Raw genomic sequence first — 15926 nt, 5'->3', positions numbered from 1 at the left:
TTTGATGACCACCGACGACGTGCGTACGTACGTGGACAAATGCGCCGGTCGCTTGCGACTCGACCGGCCGAAGGCGCTGCATTCGCTCAACCTGGCGATGGTGCGGGCGATGATGCGGGCGCTGCTCGACTGGCGGCACGATCCCGACGTGCGGATCGTGCTGATCGATCATGCCGAGGGCAGGGGCTTCTGCGCCGGCGGCGACGTCGTGACGATCGCGAAGGACGTACCGCAGGGCGCGACGGCGGGGCACGAATTCTTCTTCCACGAATATCGCCTCAACCATCTGATGTACACGTACCCGAAGCCGGGGGTCGCGTTCATGGACGGGGTGACGATGGGCGGCGGCGTGGGGATCGCGTGCCCGTGCCGCTATCGCGTCGCGACCGAGCGGACTTTGTTCGCGATGCCCGAGACGACGATCGGCCTGTTCCCCGATGTCGGCGGCGGGCGGTACCTGTCGCGGCTACGGGGGCGGAGCGCGCAGTATCTCGCGTTGACCGGCGCGCGGCTCGACGGGGCGGATTGCGTAGCGATGGGGCTGGCCAATTTCTATGTGCCGTCCGACGCGCTGGACGACGTGAAGGCGCAGATCTGCGCGACCCCGGAAAAGACCGAATCGATCTTGGCTGGCGCCGCGATCCCGCCGCCGCCAGCGAAGATCGTCGGCCAGCTCCCCGACATCGACCGCCTGTTCGCGTCGGACGATTACGAGACCATCCTGCGCGACCTCGAAGCCGATGGCGGCGAGTGGGCGACCGCGCAACTGGCGACGCTGGCGCAGCGCTCGCCGACGTCGTGCAAGGTCTCGCTCAAGATGCTGGTCGAAAGCCCGCGCCACCTCCACTTCGTCGACGAGATGCGGATGGAGTTCGCGATCATGGTGCGGATGTACCAGGCGCCCGACTTTGCCGAGGGCGTGCGCGCGCTGCTGATCGACAAGACCGGCGATCCGCGCTGGACCCCGCCGACCCCGTCGCAAGTTACCGACGCGATGGTCGACGCCTATTTCCAGCCGCTGCCGGCCGACCGGGCTTGGACCCCGTTGCCGGCGAAGGAGTGAGACGATGAGCTACGAAACGATCCTGGTCGAGCAGCGCGACGGCGGCGTCACGCTCATCACGCTCAACCGGCCGCAGGCGCTGAACGCGCTCAACAATCAGGTGCTGGGCGAACTGGTCGCCGCGGCGCAGGCGTTCGACGCCGACCCGTCGCAGGGCTGTGCCGTGCTGACCGGCAGCGAGAAGGCGTTCGCCGCGGGCGCGGACATCAAGGAGATGCAGCCGCAATCGTTCGGCGAGATGTACGGCGGCAACTACTTCGCCGGGTGGGAGATGTTCACCCGCACGCGAAAACCCGTGATCGCCGCGGTCGCCGGCTTCGCGCTGGGCGGTGGGTGCGAACTGGCGATGATGTGCGACTTCATCCTCGCCGCTGATACCGCGAAGTTCGGCCAGCCGGAGATCAAGCTCGGCGTCGCGCCCGGCATGGGCGGGTCGCAGCGGCTGACCCGCGCGGTCGGCAAGGCGAAGGCGATGGAGATGTGCCTGACCGGCCGCTTCATGGATGCGGCAGAAGCGGAGCGCGCCGGGCTGGTGTCGCGGATCGTCCCCGCCGCCGAGCTGATCGACGAGGCGGTGAAGGTCGCCGCGCAGATCGCCGGCATGGCGCCGCTCGCGGTGCTGGCCAACAAGGAAATGGTCGACGCCGCGTTCGAGACGATGCTGGGCCAGGGCGTCCAGTTCGAACGCCGCCTGTTCCACGGCCTGTTCGGGTCGCAGGACCAGAAGGAAGGCATGACCGCCTTCGTCGAGAAACGGCCGGGGAGCTGGGTAGGGAAGTAGGTTTTCCCCTCCCGCTTGCGGGAGGGGCTAGGGGTGGGCAGGCGCTCACCAATCAACAATCCCGCTTGTGGCTGGCCGGGGGCCCACCCCCAGCCCCTCCCGCAAGCGGGAGGGGAGTATAGAATGGCACGCGTCGCATTCATCGGTCTCGGCAACATGGGCGGCGGGATGGCCGCGAATCTGGCGAAGAAGGGGCATGACGTCCGCGCGTTCGACCTGTCGGCCGACGCGCTCGACAAGGCGAAGGCGGCCGGGTGTTTGCCCGTCGCGAGCGCGGTAGAGGCGTGCGACGGGGCGGAGGCGGTGGTGACGATGCTGCCCGCCGGCAAGCACGTCGAAGGCGTCTACAGCGACAGCGTGTTCGGCGCCGCCCCCGCCTCCGCCATCCTGATCGACTGTTCGACGATCGACGTCGCCACCGCCAAGCGAGTCGGCGCCGCCGCGCTCGCCAAGGGGCTGACGATGGTCGACGCGCCCGTCTCCGGCGGGATCGCCGCCGCCACTGCCGGCACGCTGACCTTCATGGTCGGCGGCGCGGCCGAAGGGTTCGAGCGGGCCGAGCCGTTCCTGGCGGACATGGGCAAGGCGGTGATCCATGCTGGCGCGAGCGGCGCGGGCCAGGCCGCCAAGATCTGCAACAACATGGTGCTGGGCGCGGAGATGATCGCGACGTGCGAGGCGTTCCTGCTCGCCGACAAGCTCGGGCTGGATCCGCAGAAGTTCTTCGACATCGCCAGCGTGTCGTCGGGGCAGTCGTGGTCGTTGACCAGCTACGCGCCATGGCCCGGGGTCGGGCCGGAAACGCCCGCCGACCGCGACTATCAGGGCGGCTTCGCGACCGCGCTGATGCTGAAGGATCTGCGGCTGGCGATGGAGGCGGCTGCCTCGGTCGATGCCGACACGCCGATGGGCGCGCGCGCGGCCGAGCTGTACGCCAAGTTCGACGAGGCGGGGAATGGCGGGCTCGATTTCTCGGCGATCATCCGGATGCTCGGCCACCAGTCATGAGCGTCGCGTTCCGCCGCGAGTCCGACGAGGAGCATAAGGAGCCGCGCTTCGAACTGCCGATTCCGCCGGGGCCGAACCTGGTGACCGAAGGTGGCCCGGCGCTGATCGACGCGCGGATCGCCGCGCTGGAGGCGGAAGCGACGGATGCCGACGAGGCGCGGCGCGGGGAGATCGCGCGCGACTTGCGCTACTGGAACACCCGTCGCGTCACCGCGATCGTCGCGCCGCCGCCACCGGCCGACGAGGTCGCCTTCGGCAGCCGCGTGCGAATCCGGATCGACGGGGCGGCGCGCGACATCCGCATCGTCGGCGACGACGAGGCCGACCCCGCCGCCGGCCTGATCGCCTTCTCCGCCCCGCTCGCCCGCGCGCTGATCGGGCTGGGGGAGGGCGAGGACGCGACGCTGCCGGGCAGGGGCGACGTGGTCGAGGTGGTGGAACTGTCGCCCACCGGCCTGCCGCCCCACGCCTGACGCTTTCCGGCATCGGCCTGCCGCTCGACCCTCGCTGACGTGCTTCCGCGCGTTTTCCTACAGCCGCGATTGCGCATATAGCCGGGCCGCGCTCTTTCTCAGCATCGGCATACCCTTTCCCGGTCTCGCGACCGGCGCGTGCGGCATGCATCGTATCGGCGGCCGTCCCGGCCGGCGCGGCGGCGCTACCCCCGTCAAGTTTGTCAAGTTTGGCGCGGCCGCGATCGCGTCACGCCTGTTTGCCCGCCGCCGCAATCGCGCTACACCGCCCGCCAGGGGGAGCAGGCAACATGGCGACGATCGTAGCGGAGGACTTGCGACCGGACCCGAGTCCGGCCGACATCCGGCTGGTCATCACCGCCTCGTCGCTCGGTACCCTGTTCGAATGGTACGATTTCTTCATCTACGGCACGCTGGCGTCGATCATCGGCAAGACCTTCGTCCCGTCCGACAACGAGACCGTGCGGATGGTGCTGGTTTGGGCCGGATTCGCGGTCGGGTTCGGCTTCCGCCCGTTCGGCGCGGCGTTGTTCGGGTTCCTCGGCGACCGGCTCGGGCGCAAATACACCTTCCTCGTCACGATCACGCTGATGGGCATCGCCACCGCCGGGGTCGGGCTGATCCCGCCCGCCGCGCAGATCGGCTTGTGGGCGCCGGGCATCGTCATTTTCCTGCGTATCCTGCAGGGGCTGGCGCTGGGCGGCGAATATGGCGGCGCGGCGATCTACGTCGCGGAACATTCGCCGCCGGGCAAGGCGGGGTTCTACACCAGCTTCATCCAGGCATGCGTGGCGGGCGGGTTCATCCTCAGCCTGGTCATCGTCCTGCTGACCAAGCTGGTCGTGAGCGAGGCGGCGTGGGCCGCCTGGGCATGGCGTTTCCCGTTCGTGTTCTCGCTGGTGCTGCTCGGCGTGTCACTGTGGATGCGGCTGAAACTCAGCGAAAGCCCGGTGTTCAAGGCGATGAAGGAAGCCGGCGAGACGGTGAAGAACCCGATCAAGGCGAGCTTCACCTATCCGGGCAATCTCAAGCGCTTGTTCGTGGCGCTGTTCGGGATCGCGGCGGGGCTGACGGTCATCTGGTACACGGCCCTGTTCTCGACGCTGACCTTCCTGACCACGACGATGCGCGTCGAGGAGACGACGGCGCAGCTGATCGTCGGCGCCGGCGGGCTGATGGGGCTGTTCTGGTTCATCCTGTTCGGACGGCTGTCCGACGCGGTCGGGCGGAAGGCGCCGATCGTGATCGGCTATGCCGCGACGCTGGCGCTGCTGTTCCCGATCTTCTGGGTGATGGGCAGCGCCGCCAACCCGGCGCTGACCCACGCCAACATGCGCGCGCCCGTCGTCGTCAGCGGCCCGACCTGCCAGTACGACCTGACGACGATGGTCCTGTCGCAGCAGCAGAAGGACAAATGCGCGCAACTGCTCGATTATTTCTCGAAGAAGGGCATCGCCTATACGAAGGAGACGACGCCCGTGGTCGCGGTCTCGATCGGCGGCGACGCGGTGACCGACACCAGTCCCAAGGGGCTCGACGCGGCATTGGCGGCGAACGGCTATCGCCTCGACAAAGTGCGCCCGACGCCGTTCGGGGTCATTATCATCCTGGCCGCGATGCTGGTGATGAGCGCGCTGGCAGGTGCCACGTACGGGCCGGTGGCGGCGTTGCTGGCGGAGATGTTTCCGCCACGCATCCGCTACAGTTCGATGTCGATCCCCTATCACATCGGCACCGGCTATTTCGGCGGTTTCCTACCGCTCATCAGCCAGTTGATCGTCGCCAAGACCGGGCATCCCTATGCCGGGCTGTGGTATACGTGGATCGTGGTGGCGGTCGCGCTGGTGGTGACATTGTGGGGGCTGGAGGGCGCCGCCGCGCCGCCGCGGGTCGTGCCCGCGGACGAGACCTGACGGGCGTCTGCTCGCGAAGGGAGGCCCGCCCGCAGCCCGGCGGGCGCGAGAAAAGCCACGACACGATCGGCATCCCGACCTAGGGGCTGACCCGATGTCCGCTCCCTTGCGCCTCCGCCGCGACGCCGATGCCCTGGTCGCCAACTGGCGCGCGCTGGCGCGGCTGAGCGGGCTCGCGACGTGCGGCGCGGCGATCAAGGCCGATGGCTACGGCCTCGGCGCGCGCTGGGTCGCGACGACGCTGATGGCGGCTGGGTGCCGCGAGTTCTTCGTCGCGACCTGGGCGGAAGCGGCGGCGCTGGCCGACCTTGGCTTGCCGGCGCTGTCGGTGCTCCACGGCGTGCGGGCGGAGGACATGGCGCTGGCGCGGTCCGGCATCGCGACCCCGGTGCTCAACACCACGGCACAGGCGGCGCGCTGGCGGGACAGCGGCGGCGGTGCATGCCACGTCATGCTCGACACTGGCATGAACCGGCTGGGCCTGGGCGAGGGCGATCTGGCGGCGGGTGCGCTCGACGGCCTCGCGGTCGACGTGGTGATGAGCCACCTCGCCTGCGCCGATGAGGACAGCGCGATGAACGGCGTGCAGTTGCGCCGGTTCGGCGAGCTGGCGCCGCGCGTACCAGCGCAGCGCCGCAGCCTCGCCAATTCCGCGGCGATCGCGCTCGGCCCCGATTATGCCTTCGACCTGACGCGTCCCGGGCTCGCGCTGTACGGCGGCGTACCGCGTGGTGAGCTTGCCGGCATGATCCGCCAGGTCGCCTTCCCCCAGGCGCAAGTCCTCCAGCGCCGGAGCGTGCCCGCGGGGCAAACGGTCGGTTATAACGCGACCTGGACCGCGCCCGCCGACACCGACGTCGCGATCGTCAACTACGGCTATGCCGACGGCTATTTCCGCGGCTTCTCCAACCGCGGCCACGCCTTGTTCGACGGCGCCGAACTCCCCGTCATCGGCCGCGTGTCAATGGACCTGATTGCGATCGACGTCACCGGCCACGACGTGGCGGAAGGTGACTGGCTCGACCTGGACTTTGCGCTGCCGCTAGCCGCCGCGCAATCAGGCATGTCGCAATACGAGCTTCTGACGGGTTTGAGCGGACGGTTCGAGCAGGCATAAAAAAGGGTGGCTGCCAATGGCAACCACCCTTGTCCAGTGTCTTCAGATTATCAGAACTTCAGCTTCACGCCCGCATAGAAGCGGCGACCGATCGGGTCATACGTACCCGCGTCGGTCTCAGTGCCCGTGCTGTCGCCTGGGATGCCGCTGATGAGGAGCGGGGTTGCCGCATTTGTCAGGTTGTTGACGCCCACAAACATCTCGTAATGATCCGAAGGCGTGAACCGCACCTGAAGGTCGGCAGTGAAGTAAGCGGGGATCTTGAACGCAGCAGCGCCATGATCCTCGCCAAACACCCCGGTGGTGAACGATGCCGGCAGATTGGACCGGCCAATATAGTTACCCCGACCCGTGATCGTGAAATCCCGAGTGCTGAAGCTGATCGTGCCGCTGGCACGGTCACGCGGTGCGCCTTCGTCACCCGCCGAATCCGTAGCACCCGGTGTGCTCGGATCTTTCAGGCTGAACACGTGGGTGTACGCGATCTTGCCGCTCGCCGTACCGCCCAGCACTGCCGTGCGATAGCTGAGTGTCGCGTCGATACCCTTGGTTTGGTAATCACCGAAGTTGCCGTTGATCGTGTTGATGAACTGCAACGAACCCGGGCTGTTCGGGCCTTCTTGTCCGGCACGGCGAACGACCAGCGCACAGAACGATTCGTCTTGCGTGCTACCGGCGGCACCGTAGCAGGAGTTGAGAATGCCCTGACGATCGTACGACGAGATCAGGTGGCTGATCCGGATATTGAAATAATCCACCGTCAGCACGAAGTTGCGCAAGGCGTGGATCGACGTCGGATTGATGACCGTACCAACCGTGAACGTCCGGCCAGTTTCTGCTTCGAGGTTCGGATTGCCCGAGTTGAAGCCAGAAATGCCCTGGATGTCGGACTGGTTCAGCGTGAACGTCCCGCCGTTGGCTGCAATGTTCGCAAGAACGCCAGCATCCTGACGGCACCGTGCCGAAGTAGCAGTCGTCGACGTTGCGGTAACGCCGTTACAAGGGTCGCTCAGACCGGTGGGGAAGGTCTGGCTACGGCCAGCGAACAACTCGCCGATATTCGGCGCGCGGGTCGCATGGGCGAGAACCGCCCGGAACCGGATGTCCTTGACCGGGGCGAAGACGACACCAGCGTTCCAGCTATACACCGTGCCGACGGCACTCAGCGAATAATCCGAAACGCGACCGGCGGCGCTGACTTCCAGCGCATGAAAGAACGGCTTGTCCGAGATCAGCGGAACACGGATTTCGCCATAGGCTTCCTTCACGTTGAACGTGCCGAACGTGTTCGCGATCGCATTGCCGCCGTTAAGCCCCGCAACGGTCAGCGCGTCGTTGACGGCGCTGCTCGTCTCCTTGCGATACTCGACACCGAGCGCGACACCGACCGGGCCCGCCGGCAAGTGGAACAGGTCACCCGACAGGTTGGCACCAGTATCGATCTGCTCGATATTGGTGTTACGCGTCTGACCGGCTTGGATGTAGTTCACCGCGGCGGCGCTGATCGAACCCGGGCCACCGAAGATGTTGGCAGGAGCGCAGCCTTGTGCGCGAGCCGTGGCGCTGGCGCAGATTGGGCCATTGCCGCTCGGAATGACTTCCAAGGCGTTGAGGAAGCTTGGCAGGTTGACCTGACCGGAACCGACCTGCGACTCCGTGGTTTGCCCGTAGGTGTAATAGGCATCCCACTTGAAGTTGCCGAACACCTTGCCATCGAGGCCCGCAAGCGCGCGGAAGGTCTGGCGGCGCGCCGTGTACGTACGAGGTCCGAAGTCCGCCAGACGACGTGTGAACGAAATATCCTTCAGGCCGTCGCCCGTCCGATCGGTCGCATTATTGTAGATGAAGTCAGGCACGTACGGATTACGAACGATCGTGCCGTCGGCAAGACGAGTCTCGATCGGAATGAACCCGCTACAAGTCTTTGCCGCCACACCCGAAATACACGCGTTCGGTGCAATGCCGTTGACGCCCGAGGTCTGGAACGGGAACGGCTCAATCAGCGTGGTAACCTGGGTACGCGCGAAGTTGCCTTCGATCGTGGCGTTGATGTTGTCACTGACGGCGTAATTGCCGCGCAACGCCAGGAGGTAGCGCTCGACTGGAACGGCGATGGTGCGGAACGCACTGCGATTGAAGCCGGTCGCGGCACCGAGCGAAGGATGGCAGGGATCGGTCGTCGTGCAAGCTCGGACCGTCGACGGCACGCCATCGCTGTTGTGAACCAGGCCGTTCGTGTTGGGAACGATCAGCGTGCCGTTCGGGCCGACGATGCGCGACAGCGAGCCGAACGTGATCGTGCCGCCGGGCACGAAGCTCGACAGAAACGGACGATATGCCTGGAACAGGCGAGAGTAATCGCCGTTCGTGCCGATCGAGTTGCCGCAGCCACCCGAAGCATCGGCGATCTGATAGCAGGCGTTCTGGTCGACCGCGGTGCGGTCACGGCCGGCGGAGTACACGCCTTTTTCACGCGTGGCACCGGCGTAAATCATGACATTGCCGCGATTGTCGTCGAAGTTGGCGCCCATCATCGCGCCGACCTGATAGTTGGCACCATCGCCTTCCTGCGTGATCCCGCTCTGCGAAGTGAGCTGCAGGCCGCTGAAGTTCTTCTTGTAGATGAAGTTGACGACGCCGGCGATCGCGTCCGAACCGTAGACCGACGACGCGCCACCCGTCAGGACTTCGATGCGCTCGACGAATTCACTCGGAATGGTGTTGAGGTCGACGATATTCGTGCCGGGAACGCCTGCGACCGTACGATGGCCGTTGATAAGAACCAGCGTACGCGAGGTGCCGAGATTGCGAAGGTCGATCGAGGCGACGCCGCCGCTCGACGTCAGGAAGTTCGAGTTGGTACGGCTGAAGGTCGGAGCGGCAGAGACCGCCGGGTTTTCCTGCAGAACAGCCTGAACGTTGAGCGCACCCTTGTCTTGGATATCGCGCGCGTCGATCACCTGCAGCGGTGAAGGCGAGGTGAGCGTCGGCGACGCAATACGCGAACCGGTGACGACGACGTCGCCCGAGCTGTCGCAGTTGGCGGCGGTCGGATTTACCTTACAAATATCGGCGTCATTCGTTTCCGGCGGCGGCGTGGTCGCCGTCGTCTGAGCAAGCGCCGGAGCGGCGAACGAGCTTATACCGATGAAAAGAGTCGACGCTAAGAGACGACGACGAAAAGCGGTTGTCATGGAAACCCCCTTGTCTGTTTACGGACAAATTATCGCGAGTCAGGCTCGATCAGTCCTGTCTCAGAGCTTAAGCGGCACGAAGGTCGATGGGCAAGGCAACCGTTAACCCCGCGGCCCGCCTGCGTAAAAGTTTCATAAGCTTGTTGTAAAACAGTCACACTTGCGAGCGTAGGCGTTGGCGCGCAAGCTCGCAAAATCAGCAGGGGGAACCGAAATGCGCGTTGGATGCACGCTCATGCTTACCGCTTTGGCGATCGGCGCTTCCACGCCAGCAATAGCCAAGAAATCTCAGTCATCAGCCGACAAGATGCTGGACGCGCTTGTGGAGTGCCAGTCGATCAGCGATGTTACGCAACGACTCGTCTGTTTCGATACGCGGGTTAACGAGTTGAAGGTAGCCCGCGTTCGTGACAAGTCCTTTCTGGCCTCCCACGACGAGCGGCAGCAGTTCACGCCGATCGATGCGACCGCAGCGAATATCGCGGAAGTCGGAGAGGGCCAGTGGTTGTTGGTGCTATCCGATGGGTCGATCTGGCGGACGACCGAAGCCATCCGATTTGAGCCGAAAAAAGGCGACAAAGTGCATGTCGCGAAAGGCGCATTAGGAGCCTATCTCGCGAATATCGCTAAAGAAAGAGCGATACGTGTCCGACCACTGCGGTAGCGAATTCTACCGTTCCACGCACATCGCGATACCCATGCCGCCGCCGATGCATAGCGTCGCCAGGCCCTTCTTCGCGTCGCGGCGCTGCATTTCGTAGAGCAAAGTAGTCAAGACGCGTGCGCCGCTCGCGCCGATCGGGTGGCCGATGGCGATCGCGCCGCCGTTGACATTGACGCGGTCGGCGTCCCAGCCGAGTTCCTTGCCGACCGACAGCGCCTGGGCGGCGAACGCCTCGTTGGCTTCGATCAGATCGAGGTCGGCGATAGTCCAGCCGGCCTTTTCCAGCGCGCGGCGGCTGGCGGGGACGGGGCCGATGCCCATGATCGACGGATCGACCCCGGCCGAGGCCCAGCTGGCGATGCGCGCCAGCACCGGCGCACCGCGCCGCTTGGCCTCGTCGGCGGACATCACGACCAGCGCGGCGGCGCCGTCGTTGAGGCCAGACGCATTGGCGGCGGTCACCGTCCCGTCCTTCTTGAACGCCGGGCGCACGCCCGACACGCCGTCGATCGTCGCGCCCGCGCGGATATATTCGTCGTCGGCGACGATCGTGTCGCCCTTGCGGCCCTTGACCGTCACCGCGGCGATCTCGTCCTTGAACCGCCCGGCGGCGCGCGCTGCCTCCGCCAGGTTCTGCGAGCGGACCGAGAATTCGTCCTGCTCGCCCCGCGTGACCTGATACTGCTCGGCCAGATTCTCGGCGGTGATGCCCATGTGATAACCGTTGAAGACGTCGGTCAGGCCGTCCTTAATCATCGTGTCGACCAGGCTGAGATCGCCCATCTTGGTGCCGCCACGCAGGTTCTGCGCGTGCATCGACAGCGACATGCTTTCCTGCCCGCCCGCGACGACGATGCTGGCATCGCCCGTCGCGACAGCCTGCGCCGCCAGCGCGACCGCGCGCAGCCCGCTGCCGCAGACCTGGTTGACGCCCCAGGCCGGGACTTCCTTCGGGATGCCGGCCGCCATCGACGCCTGGCGCGCGGGGTTCTGGCCCTGGCCGGCAGTCAGTACCTGTCCGAGGATCACTTCCGACACGTCGGCGCCCGCCACGCCCGCCTGCGCCAGCGCCGCCTCGATCGCGATCCGGCCGAGTTCGTGCGCCGGGGTGGTCGCGAACGATCCCAGGAAGCTGCCGACGGGAGTGCGCTTGGCGGCGGTGATGACGATGTCGGTCATGGCAGGTCGCTCCGATAAGAATATTCGCGTGCGCTGTAGCGTCCCGAGGCCGCTACCGCCAGTGCCGCGACTGCACACAAGGGCGTTGCCGTTACGGATAGCTGGCGATGCTGCACCCATTCCGCGCAACATGTTGCAGCGCATCAAGAATCGGTGATAGGCTAGTACCAACTTCCGCGAGGTCCGATCGATGAAGAAGCATGCCGCCGGCGATAGCACGGTCATCATCAAGAAATACGCCAACCGCCGGCTCTACAATACCGAGAGCTCGTCCTACATCACGCTCGATCACTTGGCGGCGATGACTCGCAGCGGCCGCGACTTCAAGGTGGTCGACGCCAAGACCGACGAGGACATTACCCACAACGTCCTGACCCAGATCATCATGGAAGAGGAGAGCCGCGGGCAGACGATGCTGCCGGTGAATTTCCTGCGCCAGCTGATCGCGATGTACGGCGATTCGATGCAGGCGATGGTGCCGGGGTATCTGGAGGCGTCGATGGCGAGCTTCCGTCGCAATCACGAGCAGTTCAAGTCGGCGGTCGAGGGCGCGTTTGCCAACTCGCCGTTCGCGGAGATCGCCAAGCGCAACATGCAGATGTTCGAGGCGGCGACTCAGGCGTTCAAGCCGGGTACCCCCGCTGGAACGTCGGCCACGGAGGGCAAGGACGATGAGGTCGCGGCGCTGAAGGCCGAACTCAGCCGCCTGCGCGAGAAGATCGACAAGCTCGACCAGTAAGGTGACGAGCGATCAGCAGGTCGCAGCCGGCGTCGCCGTGGCGGCGGCGGTGCTGGCGATCGCCGCCGGCATGATCGACTGGCGGCAGAAGAAGCGGCGGAACCTGGACCGGGTGAGCCTGCTCGACTGGCGCACCGTCCAATTGGTGGCGCTGGTCGCGACGATCGTCGCGGCGGCGTTCGCGCTGCACTGAGTCAGTAGAAACGCGCCAACGTCAGCGCGCGGGTCGGGCCGTTGCACAGGCCGAGCTGGACGACGCGGCCCGGCGTGCCGATCGCCCAGCGCGCGATCGGGTCGGTGAGATAACGCGAGGTGATCGCGGTGCCGTCGATCCGGCAGATTTCCTCGCCCGTGCGCCAACCGCCCGCCGCGGCCGGCCCGCCGCGCATCACGTGGAGCACGCGGAGCCGATCGCTCGCCACGCCGACGAGCAACCCGCTGGTCGAGCGCAGGGCGGGCGCGGCATCGCCGGTCGCGGCCGGCGCCAGCACCATTCGCCCGGCGCCGGGATCGAGCAGCACGCGGAACCGTTGCAGCACGCCGATCCCGATCCGCCCTGACGCGCCAATCTGGGCGAGGAAACCGCGCTCACCCTCAAGCGACGCCGCTGCCTCGCCGACATCGGCGTCGCCGATCGTGACGCCGGGCATCACCGCGAGTTCGGACTGGACTGGCCCGGCGACGCTGTACGCGATGGTCGTGGTGGTGGCCGGTCGCGCCGGCCCCAGTGCACGCCACGCTTCCGCCGACAGAGCGAGCGCCGAGCCGTCGCCGGTATCGATAATGACCGGACGCACGCGCATGGCACCCAGTCGAAGCTCGCTGGCGTAGAGCGGTCCGCGCATCTCTAGTGGGGCGGTAGCGCCGGCGAACGGCAATTGCCCGCTCGGCAACAGGCGGAAGCGGCGGTTGGCGAAATCGATGTCGAGGGCGTAGTGGCGCACGATGTCGGCACCGATCACCGCGTCGACCGCGCCGTCGCCACCGGTCGCGGCGGCGGGCAGATCGATCACAGCCAGCCGTCCGCCGCTCTTGGTGAGTCCCCCAATCGTCAGTGTTTGCCCCGCGACCTGGCCGATCGCCACGCTGCCGCCGACGCCGAGCCCACGCTCACCGTCGTCGATGCGAAGGTGCGCGTTCTTCGCCCAGGTGCGGGATATGGCGGACTGGCTGAAACCGGTGTCGAGCAGCGCGGTCGCTGGGCGTCCATCGATCGTGATCGGAAAACGGATCTGGTTACCAGCGGTGCGCTCGAACGAAACCCATTGCACGTCGGCGGCGGCCGCGAGGAGGTCGGGCGCGATCGTCGGGGCCGGCATAGCCGCCGTCAGCGGCAGCGCGAAAAGCGCGATCCAGGGTGCCATGCGGCGCATGGCCACGATGTAAGGCGGCGCTCAGAATCCTAACAGGGCGTTAACCGCGATTGTCGGCAACGCAGGGCAGTTCGGCAAAGCCAGTTTCAGGTCGGTCATGCCCCCAGCATGACCTGCAACGCGTGGGACGCGTTGCACCTGAAACTCGTCGGTCCTCGCTACGCGAGGCCGGCCGCGCTTTTTGCGGACGCGATTTAGCGTCGCTAAATCGCTGCACAAAAGCTTACAAACAGGCTTCCAGGAACGCCTGGTCGAAGCCGAACTGCCGCGCCTTCTCGATCGTGTAGGGGCGCAGACCCATCGCGCGGTACTCGCCGACGATCTTGCCGTCGGCGCTCTCGTCGAGATACTCGAACTTGAACAGCTCCTGCGTCACGATGACGGGGCCTTCCATCCCGATGACCTCGGTGATGTTGGTCACGCGGCGCGAGCCGTCGCGCAGGCGCTTGACCTGGACGATCATGTCGACCGAATCGGCGATCTGGCGCGAAATCGCTTCCTTCGGGATCTTGATGTCGCCCATCAGCACCATGTTCTCCATACGGCCCAGGCATTCGCGCGGGCTGTTGGAGTGAAGCGTACACATCGACCCGTCGTGACCGGTATTCATCGCCGCGAGCAAGTCGAAACACTCGCTGCCGCGGATTTCGCCGAGGATGATGCGATCCGGACGCATACGCAGCGCGTTCTTGACGAGGTCGCGGATGGTGATCTCGCCCTGGCCTTCCAGGTTGGCGGGGCGCGTTTCGAGCGGCAGCCAGTGCGGCTGCTGCAGCCGGAGTTCGGCAGCGTCCTCGATCGTCAGCACGCGCTCGCCCGGGTCGATCATCTTCGACAGGGCGTTGAGCATCGTCGTCTTACCCGAGCCGGTACCGCCCGAGATGACGATGTTGAACCGGCACGCGCCGGCGATCTTCAGCGCGGTCGCCATCTTGGTCGACATGCTGCCGAACCCAGCCATCATGTCGAGCGTGATCGGCTTGTCGGAGAATTTACGTATCGAGATCGCGGTGCCGCGCAAGCTCAACGGCGGGACGATCACGTTGACGCGAGAGCCGTCCTTCAGGCGGGCGTCGGCGAGTGGGGTCGTCTGGTCGACGCGGCGGCCGACCGAGTTGCAGATGCGCTGCGCGATCTGGAACAGATGCTCCTCGTCGCGGAACTGGATCTGCGCGAGCTCCAACTGGCCCTTGCGCTCGACGAAGGTCTGGTCGGGGCCGTTGACCATGATGTCGCTGATGTTCGGGTCGGCGAGCAGTTCCTCGAGCGGCCCCAAGCCCAGCAGTTCGTCGACCAGCACCTTCTCCAGCGCGAACTGCTCGCGCCGGTTGAGCGTCAGCTTCAGCTCGGCGAGCACTTCGCCGATGATCGGGCGAAATTCCTCGGCCAGCTCGTCCTTGTTGAGCGTGGCGGCGGCTTCCGGATCGACGCGTTCGAGCAGGCGCGGCAGCACCTGTTCCTTGATCTTGTGGACCGAGGCCTCGAACCCCTCGCCGCGCGAGCTGCCCGATTCGGCGCTGGCGTTCTGGCGATCGGCGAGCCGCTGCATCGCGTCCATCGCGACGCCGGGCATGTTGGCGGCGGGCGATGACGGCGGCGCTTCGGGGGCGGTGGGAAGGGGCGGGAATTGCTCGGCTAGATTCGGCTCGGCGCGCATGCCGCCCCCACCCTGCATCGGCTTGGCCACGCCGAAGGCTGGGCGCGCAGCCGGTCCGCTGCCGCCATTCCGCCGTCCGAACGCACTCATGCCATTTGCCCCTTCAAGGTCATCCGACGATCGTAGGGGCTAAGGTTTGACAATTTCCTAACCAAGTTCGGCGCGGCTGGCTGGCGCGAGCAGGGCATTGATCGATCGGCATCCTTTGGCGGCGCGGGCGGTAATTTTTGCTGCGGGCTATGGTGTAGGACGTAATTCGCCGCTAACGGCGTTCGACACGAAGTTTCTTCATGAGTTTATTATGAGCACGAAAGTTTCAACGCCGTCACTATCGTCGGATGACACGCGCGCGATCTGGCGCGTGGGACGGGTCGATCTCCGGTCGGCGGTGGCGGAGCATGCGTGGCCCGTTGCGCGGGTCGAGCTCGACCACCGCACGCGCGGGCGCGTGACTGATATCGGTTCGGCCCCCGGCGCGTTCGATGCGGCGTTCGCCGCTGCGGCGCATATCCTGGAGATCGCGCCGACGCTGACCAGTTACGAAGTGCGCTCCGCCGATCGCGACGAGGACGGCGCGTTGCAGATCACGATCGACGTGCGGATCGAGCTCGACGGCGAAGGATATGCCGGGACCAGCAGCGGATCCGATCTGGTCGAATGCTCGCTGATCGCCTGGCTCGATGCGGCGATGAAAACGCCGGCGGTGCGCGGGGAGGGCTAAGCTCCAGCCTTTGCACGGTATTAACCAACGCCGGCTAGCACGGC

General features: G+C 66.0%; 14 protein-coding genes. 10 read left to right on the top strand and 4 right to left on the bottom strand.

The annotated features are described in order from the left end of the window. Positions 1-4: 4 nt before the first annotated feature. From J0I47_RS10780 to J0I47_RS10755, 6 genes are all read left to right on the top strand, one after another. Complete coding sequence (locus J0I47_RS10780) at positions 5-1063, top strand: enoyl-CoA hydratase/isomerase family protein (RefSeq protein ID WP_294047186.1); 1059 nt, start codon at positions 5-7, stop codon at positions 1061-1063. A gap of 4 nt (positions 1064-1067) precedes the next feature. Next, entirely contained in the window at positions 1068-1844 is a 777-nt protein-coding gene (locus J0I47_RS10775) for an enoyl-CoA hydratase (protein ID WP_294047003.1), read from the top strand. 123 nt (positions 1845-1967) lie between these two features. After that, positions 1968-2852 carry a 3-hydroxyisobutyrate dehydrogenase gene (mmsB, locus tag J0I47_RS10770; protein WP_294047002.1) on the top strand — a complete coding sequence of 295 codons (885 nt, stop codon included), beginning with the start codon at positions 1968-1970 and terminating at the stop codon, positions 2850-2852. Next, positions 2849-3325, top strand: a complete 477-nt coding sequence (locus tag J0I47_RS10765) for a GreA/GreB family elongation factor (RefSeq protein ID WP_294047001.1) — start codon at positions 2849-2851, stop codon at positions 3323-3325. Before mmsB ends, J0I47_RS10765 begins: the two co-directional genes overlap by 4 nt. A 290-nt stretch (positions 3326-3615) precedes the next feature. Beyond that, complete coding sequence (locus J0I47_RS10760; protein WP_294047000.1) at positions 3616-5238, top strand: MFS transporter; 1623 nt, start codon at positions 3616-3618, stop codon at positions 5236-5238. Between the two features lie 94 nt (positions 5239-5332). Beyond that, positions 5333-6355 (top strand): alanine racemase, encoded by a 1023-nt coding sequence (locus J0I47_RS10755; RefSeq protein WP_294046999.1) that lies wholly within the window; start codon positions 5333-5335, stop codon positions 6353-6355. 50 nt (positions 6356-6405) lie between these two features. Here the strand turns inward: J0I47_RS10755 and J0I47_RS10750 are convergent, their stop codons facing one another. Continuing rightward, positions 6406-9549 (bottom strand): TonB-dependent receptor, encoded by a 3144-nt coding sequence (locus tag J0I47_RS10750; RefSeq protein ID WP_294046998.1) that lies wholly within the window; start codon positions 9547-9549, stop codon positions 6406-6408. 175 nt (positions 9550-9724) lie between these two features. Between J0I47_RS10750 and J0I47_RS10745 the strand changes: the two genes are divergently transcribed. Then, positions 9725-10213: a hypothetical protein gene (locus J0I47_RS10745; protein ID WP_294046997.1), complete on the top strand. Its 489-nt coding sequence runs from the start codon at positions 9725-9727 to the stop codon at positions 10211-10213. 6 nt (positions 10214-10219) lie between these two features. Here the strand turns inward: J0I47_RS10745 and J0I47_RS10740 are convergent, their stop codons facing one another. Further along, entirely contained in the window at positions 10220-11392 is a 1173-nt protein-coding gene (locus J0I47_RS10740; RefSeq protein ID WP_294046996.1) for an acetyl-CoA C-acetyltransferase, read from the bottom strand. 190 nt (positions 11393-11582) lie between these two features. Here J0I47_RS10740 and phaR point away from each other — a divergent pair, with 190 nt between their 5' ends. Further along, complete coding sequence (gene phaR / locus J0I47_RS10735) at positions 11583-12131, top strand: polyhydroxyalkanoate synthesis repressor PhaR (protein WP_294046995.1); 549 nt, start codon at positions 11583-11585, stop codon at positions 12129-12131. 1 nt (position 12132) lies between these two features. Next, on the top strand, positions 12133-12324 hold the full coding sequence (locus J0I47_RS10730; protein WP_294046994.1) for a hypothetical protein: 192 nt from the start codon (positions 12133-12135) through the stop codon (positions 12322-12324). Position 12325: 1 nt separating this feature from the next. Here J0I47_RS10730 and J0I47_RS10725 read toward each other — a convergent pair whose 3' ends face one another. Both J0I47_RS10725 and J0I47_RS10720 read right to left on the bottom strand, forming a co-directional pair. Beyond that, positions 12326-13495, bottom strand: a complete 1170-nt coding sequence (locus tag J0I47_RS10725) for an aspartyl protease family protein (RefSeq protein WP_294046993.1) — start codon at positions 13493-13495, stop codon at positions 12326-12328. Positions 13496-13727: 232 nt separating this feature from the next. Next, the gene (locus J0I47_RS10720) at positions 13728-15251 is read right to left on the bottom strand and encodes a CpaF family protein (RefSeq protein WP_294046992.1); all 1524 of its coding nucleotides are present in this window, start codon (positions 15249-15251) and stop codon (positions 13728-13730) included. Positions 15252-15522: 271 nt separating this feature from the next. On the opposite strand from J0I47_RS10720, the gene J0I47_RS10715 reads away from it, so the two are divergent. Beyond that, the gene (locus J0I47_RS10715) at positions 15523-15882 is read left to right on the top strand and encodes an alpha-isopropylmalate synthase regulatory domain-containing protein (protein WP_294046991.1); all 360 of its coding nucleotides are present in this window, start codon (positions 15523-15525) and stop codon (positions 15880-15882) included. Positions 15883-15926: the final 44 nt, after the last annotated feature.

The sequence above is a fragment of the Sphingomonas sp. genome (assembly GCF_017304635.1).
In the GTDB taxonomy this organism is placed as follows: Bacteria; Pseudomonadota; Alphaproteobacteria; order Sphingomonadales; family Sphingomonadaceae; genus Sphingomonas.
The sequence above is the reverse complement of the archived record's forward strand: the minus strand, read 5'-3'. Positions and strand labels throughout refer to the sequence as shown.

Bases quoted from the DNA above. Each gene is read 5' to 3' on its own strand.
- J0I47_RS10780 (WP_294047186.1), top strand. From the start codon at position 5: ATGACCACCGACGACGTGCGTACGTACGTGGACAAATGCGCCGGTCGC.
- J0I47_RS10775 (WP_294047003.1), top strand. From the start codon at position 1,068: ATGAGCTACGAAACGATCCTGGTCGAGCAGCGCGACGGCGGCGTCACG.
- mmsB (WP_294047002.1), top strand. From the start codon at position 1,968: ATGGCACGCGTCGCATTCATCGGTCTCGGCAACATGGGCGGCGGGATG.
- J0I47_RS10765 (WP_294047001.1), top strand. From the start codon at position 2,849: ATGAGCGTCGCGTTCCGCCGCGAGTCCGACGAGGAGCATAAGGAGCCG.
- J0I47_RS10760 (WP_294047000.1), top strand. From the start codon at position 3,616: ATGGCGACGATCGTAGCGGAGGACTTGCGACCGGACCCGAGTCCGGCC.
- J0I47_RS10755 (WP_294046999.1), top strand. From the start codon at position 5,333: ATGTCCGCTCCCTTGCGCCTCCGCCGCGACGCCGATGCCCTGGTCGCC.
- J0I47_RS10750 (WP_294046998.1), bottom strand. From the start codon at position 9,549: ATGACAACCGCTTTTCGTCGTCGTCTCTTAGCGTCGACTCTTTTCATC.
- J0I47_RS10740 (WP_294046996.1), bottom strand. From the start codon at position 11,392: ATGACCGACATCGTCATCACCGCCGCCAAGCGCACTCCCGTCGGCAGC.
- phaR (WP_294046995.1), top strand. From the start codon at position 11,583: ATGAAGAAGCATGCCGCCGGCGATAGCACGGTCATCATCAAGAAATAC.
- J0I47_RS10725 (WP_294046993.1), bottom strand. From the start codon at position 13,495: ATGGCACCCTGGATCGCGCTTTTCGCGCTGCCGCTGACGGCGGCTATG.
- J0I47_RS10720 (WP_294046992.1), bottom strand. From the start codon at position 15,251: ATGAGTGCGTTCGGACGGCGGAATGGCGGCAGCGGACCGGCTGCGCGC.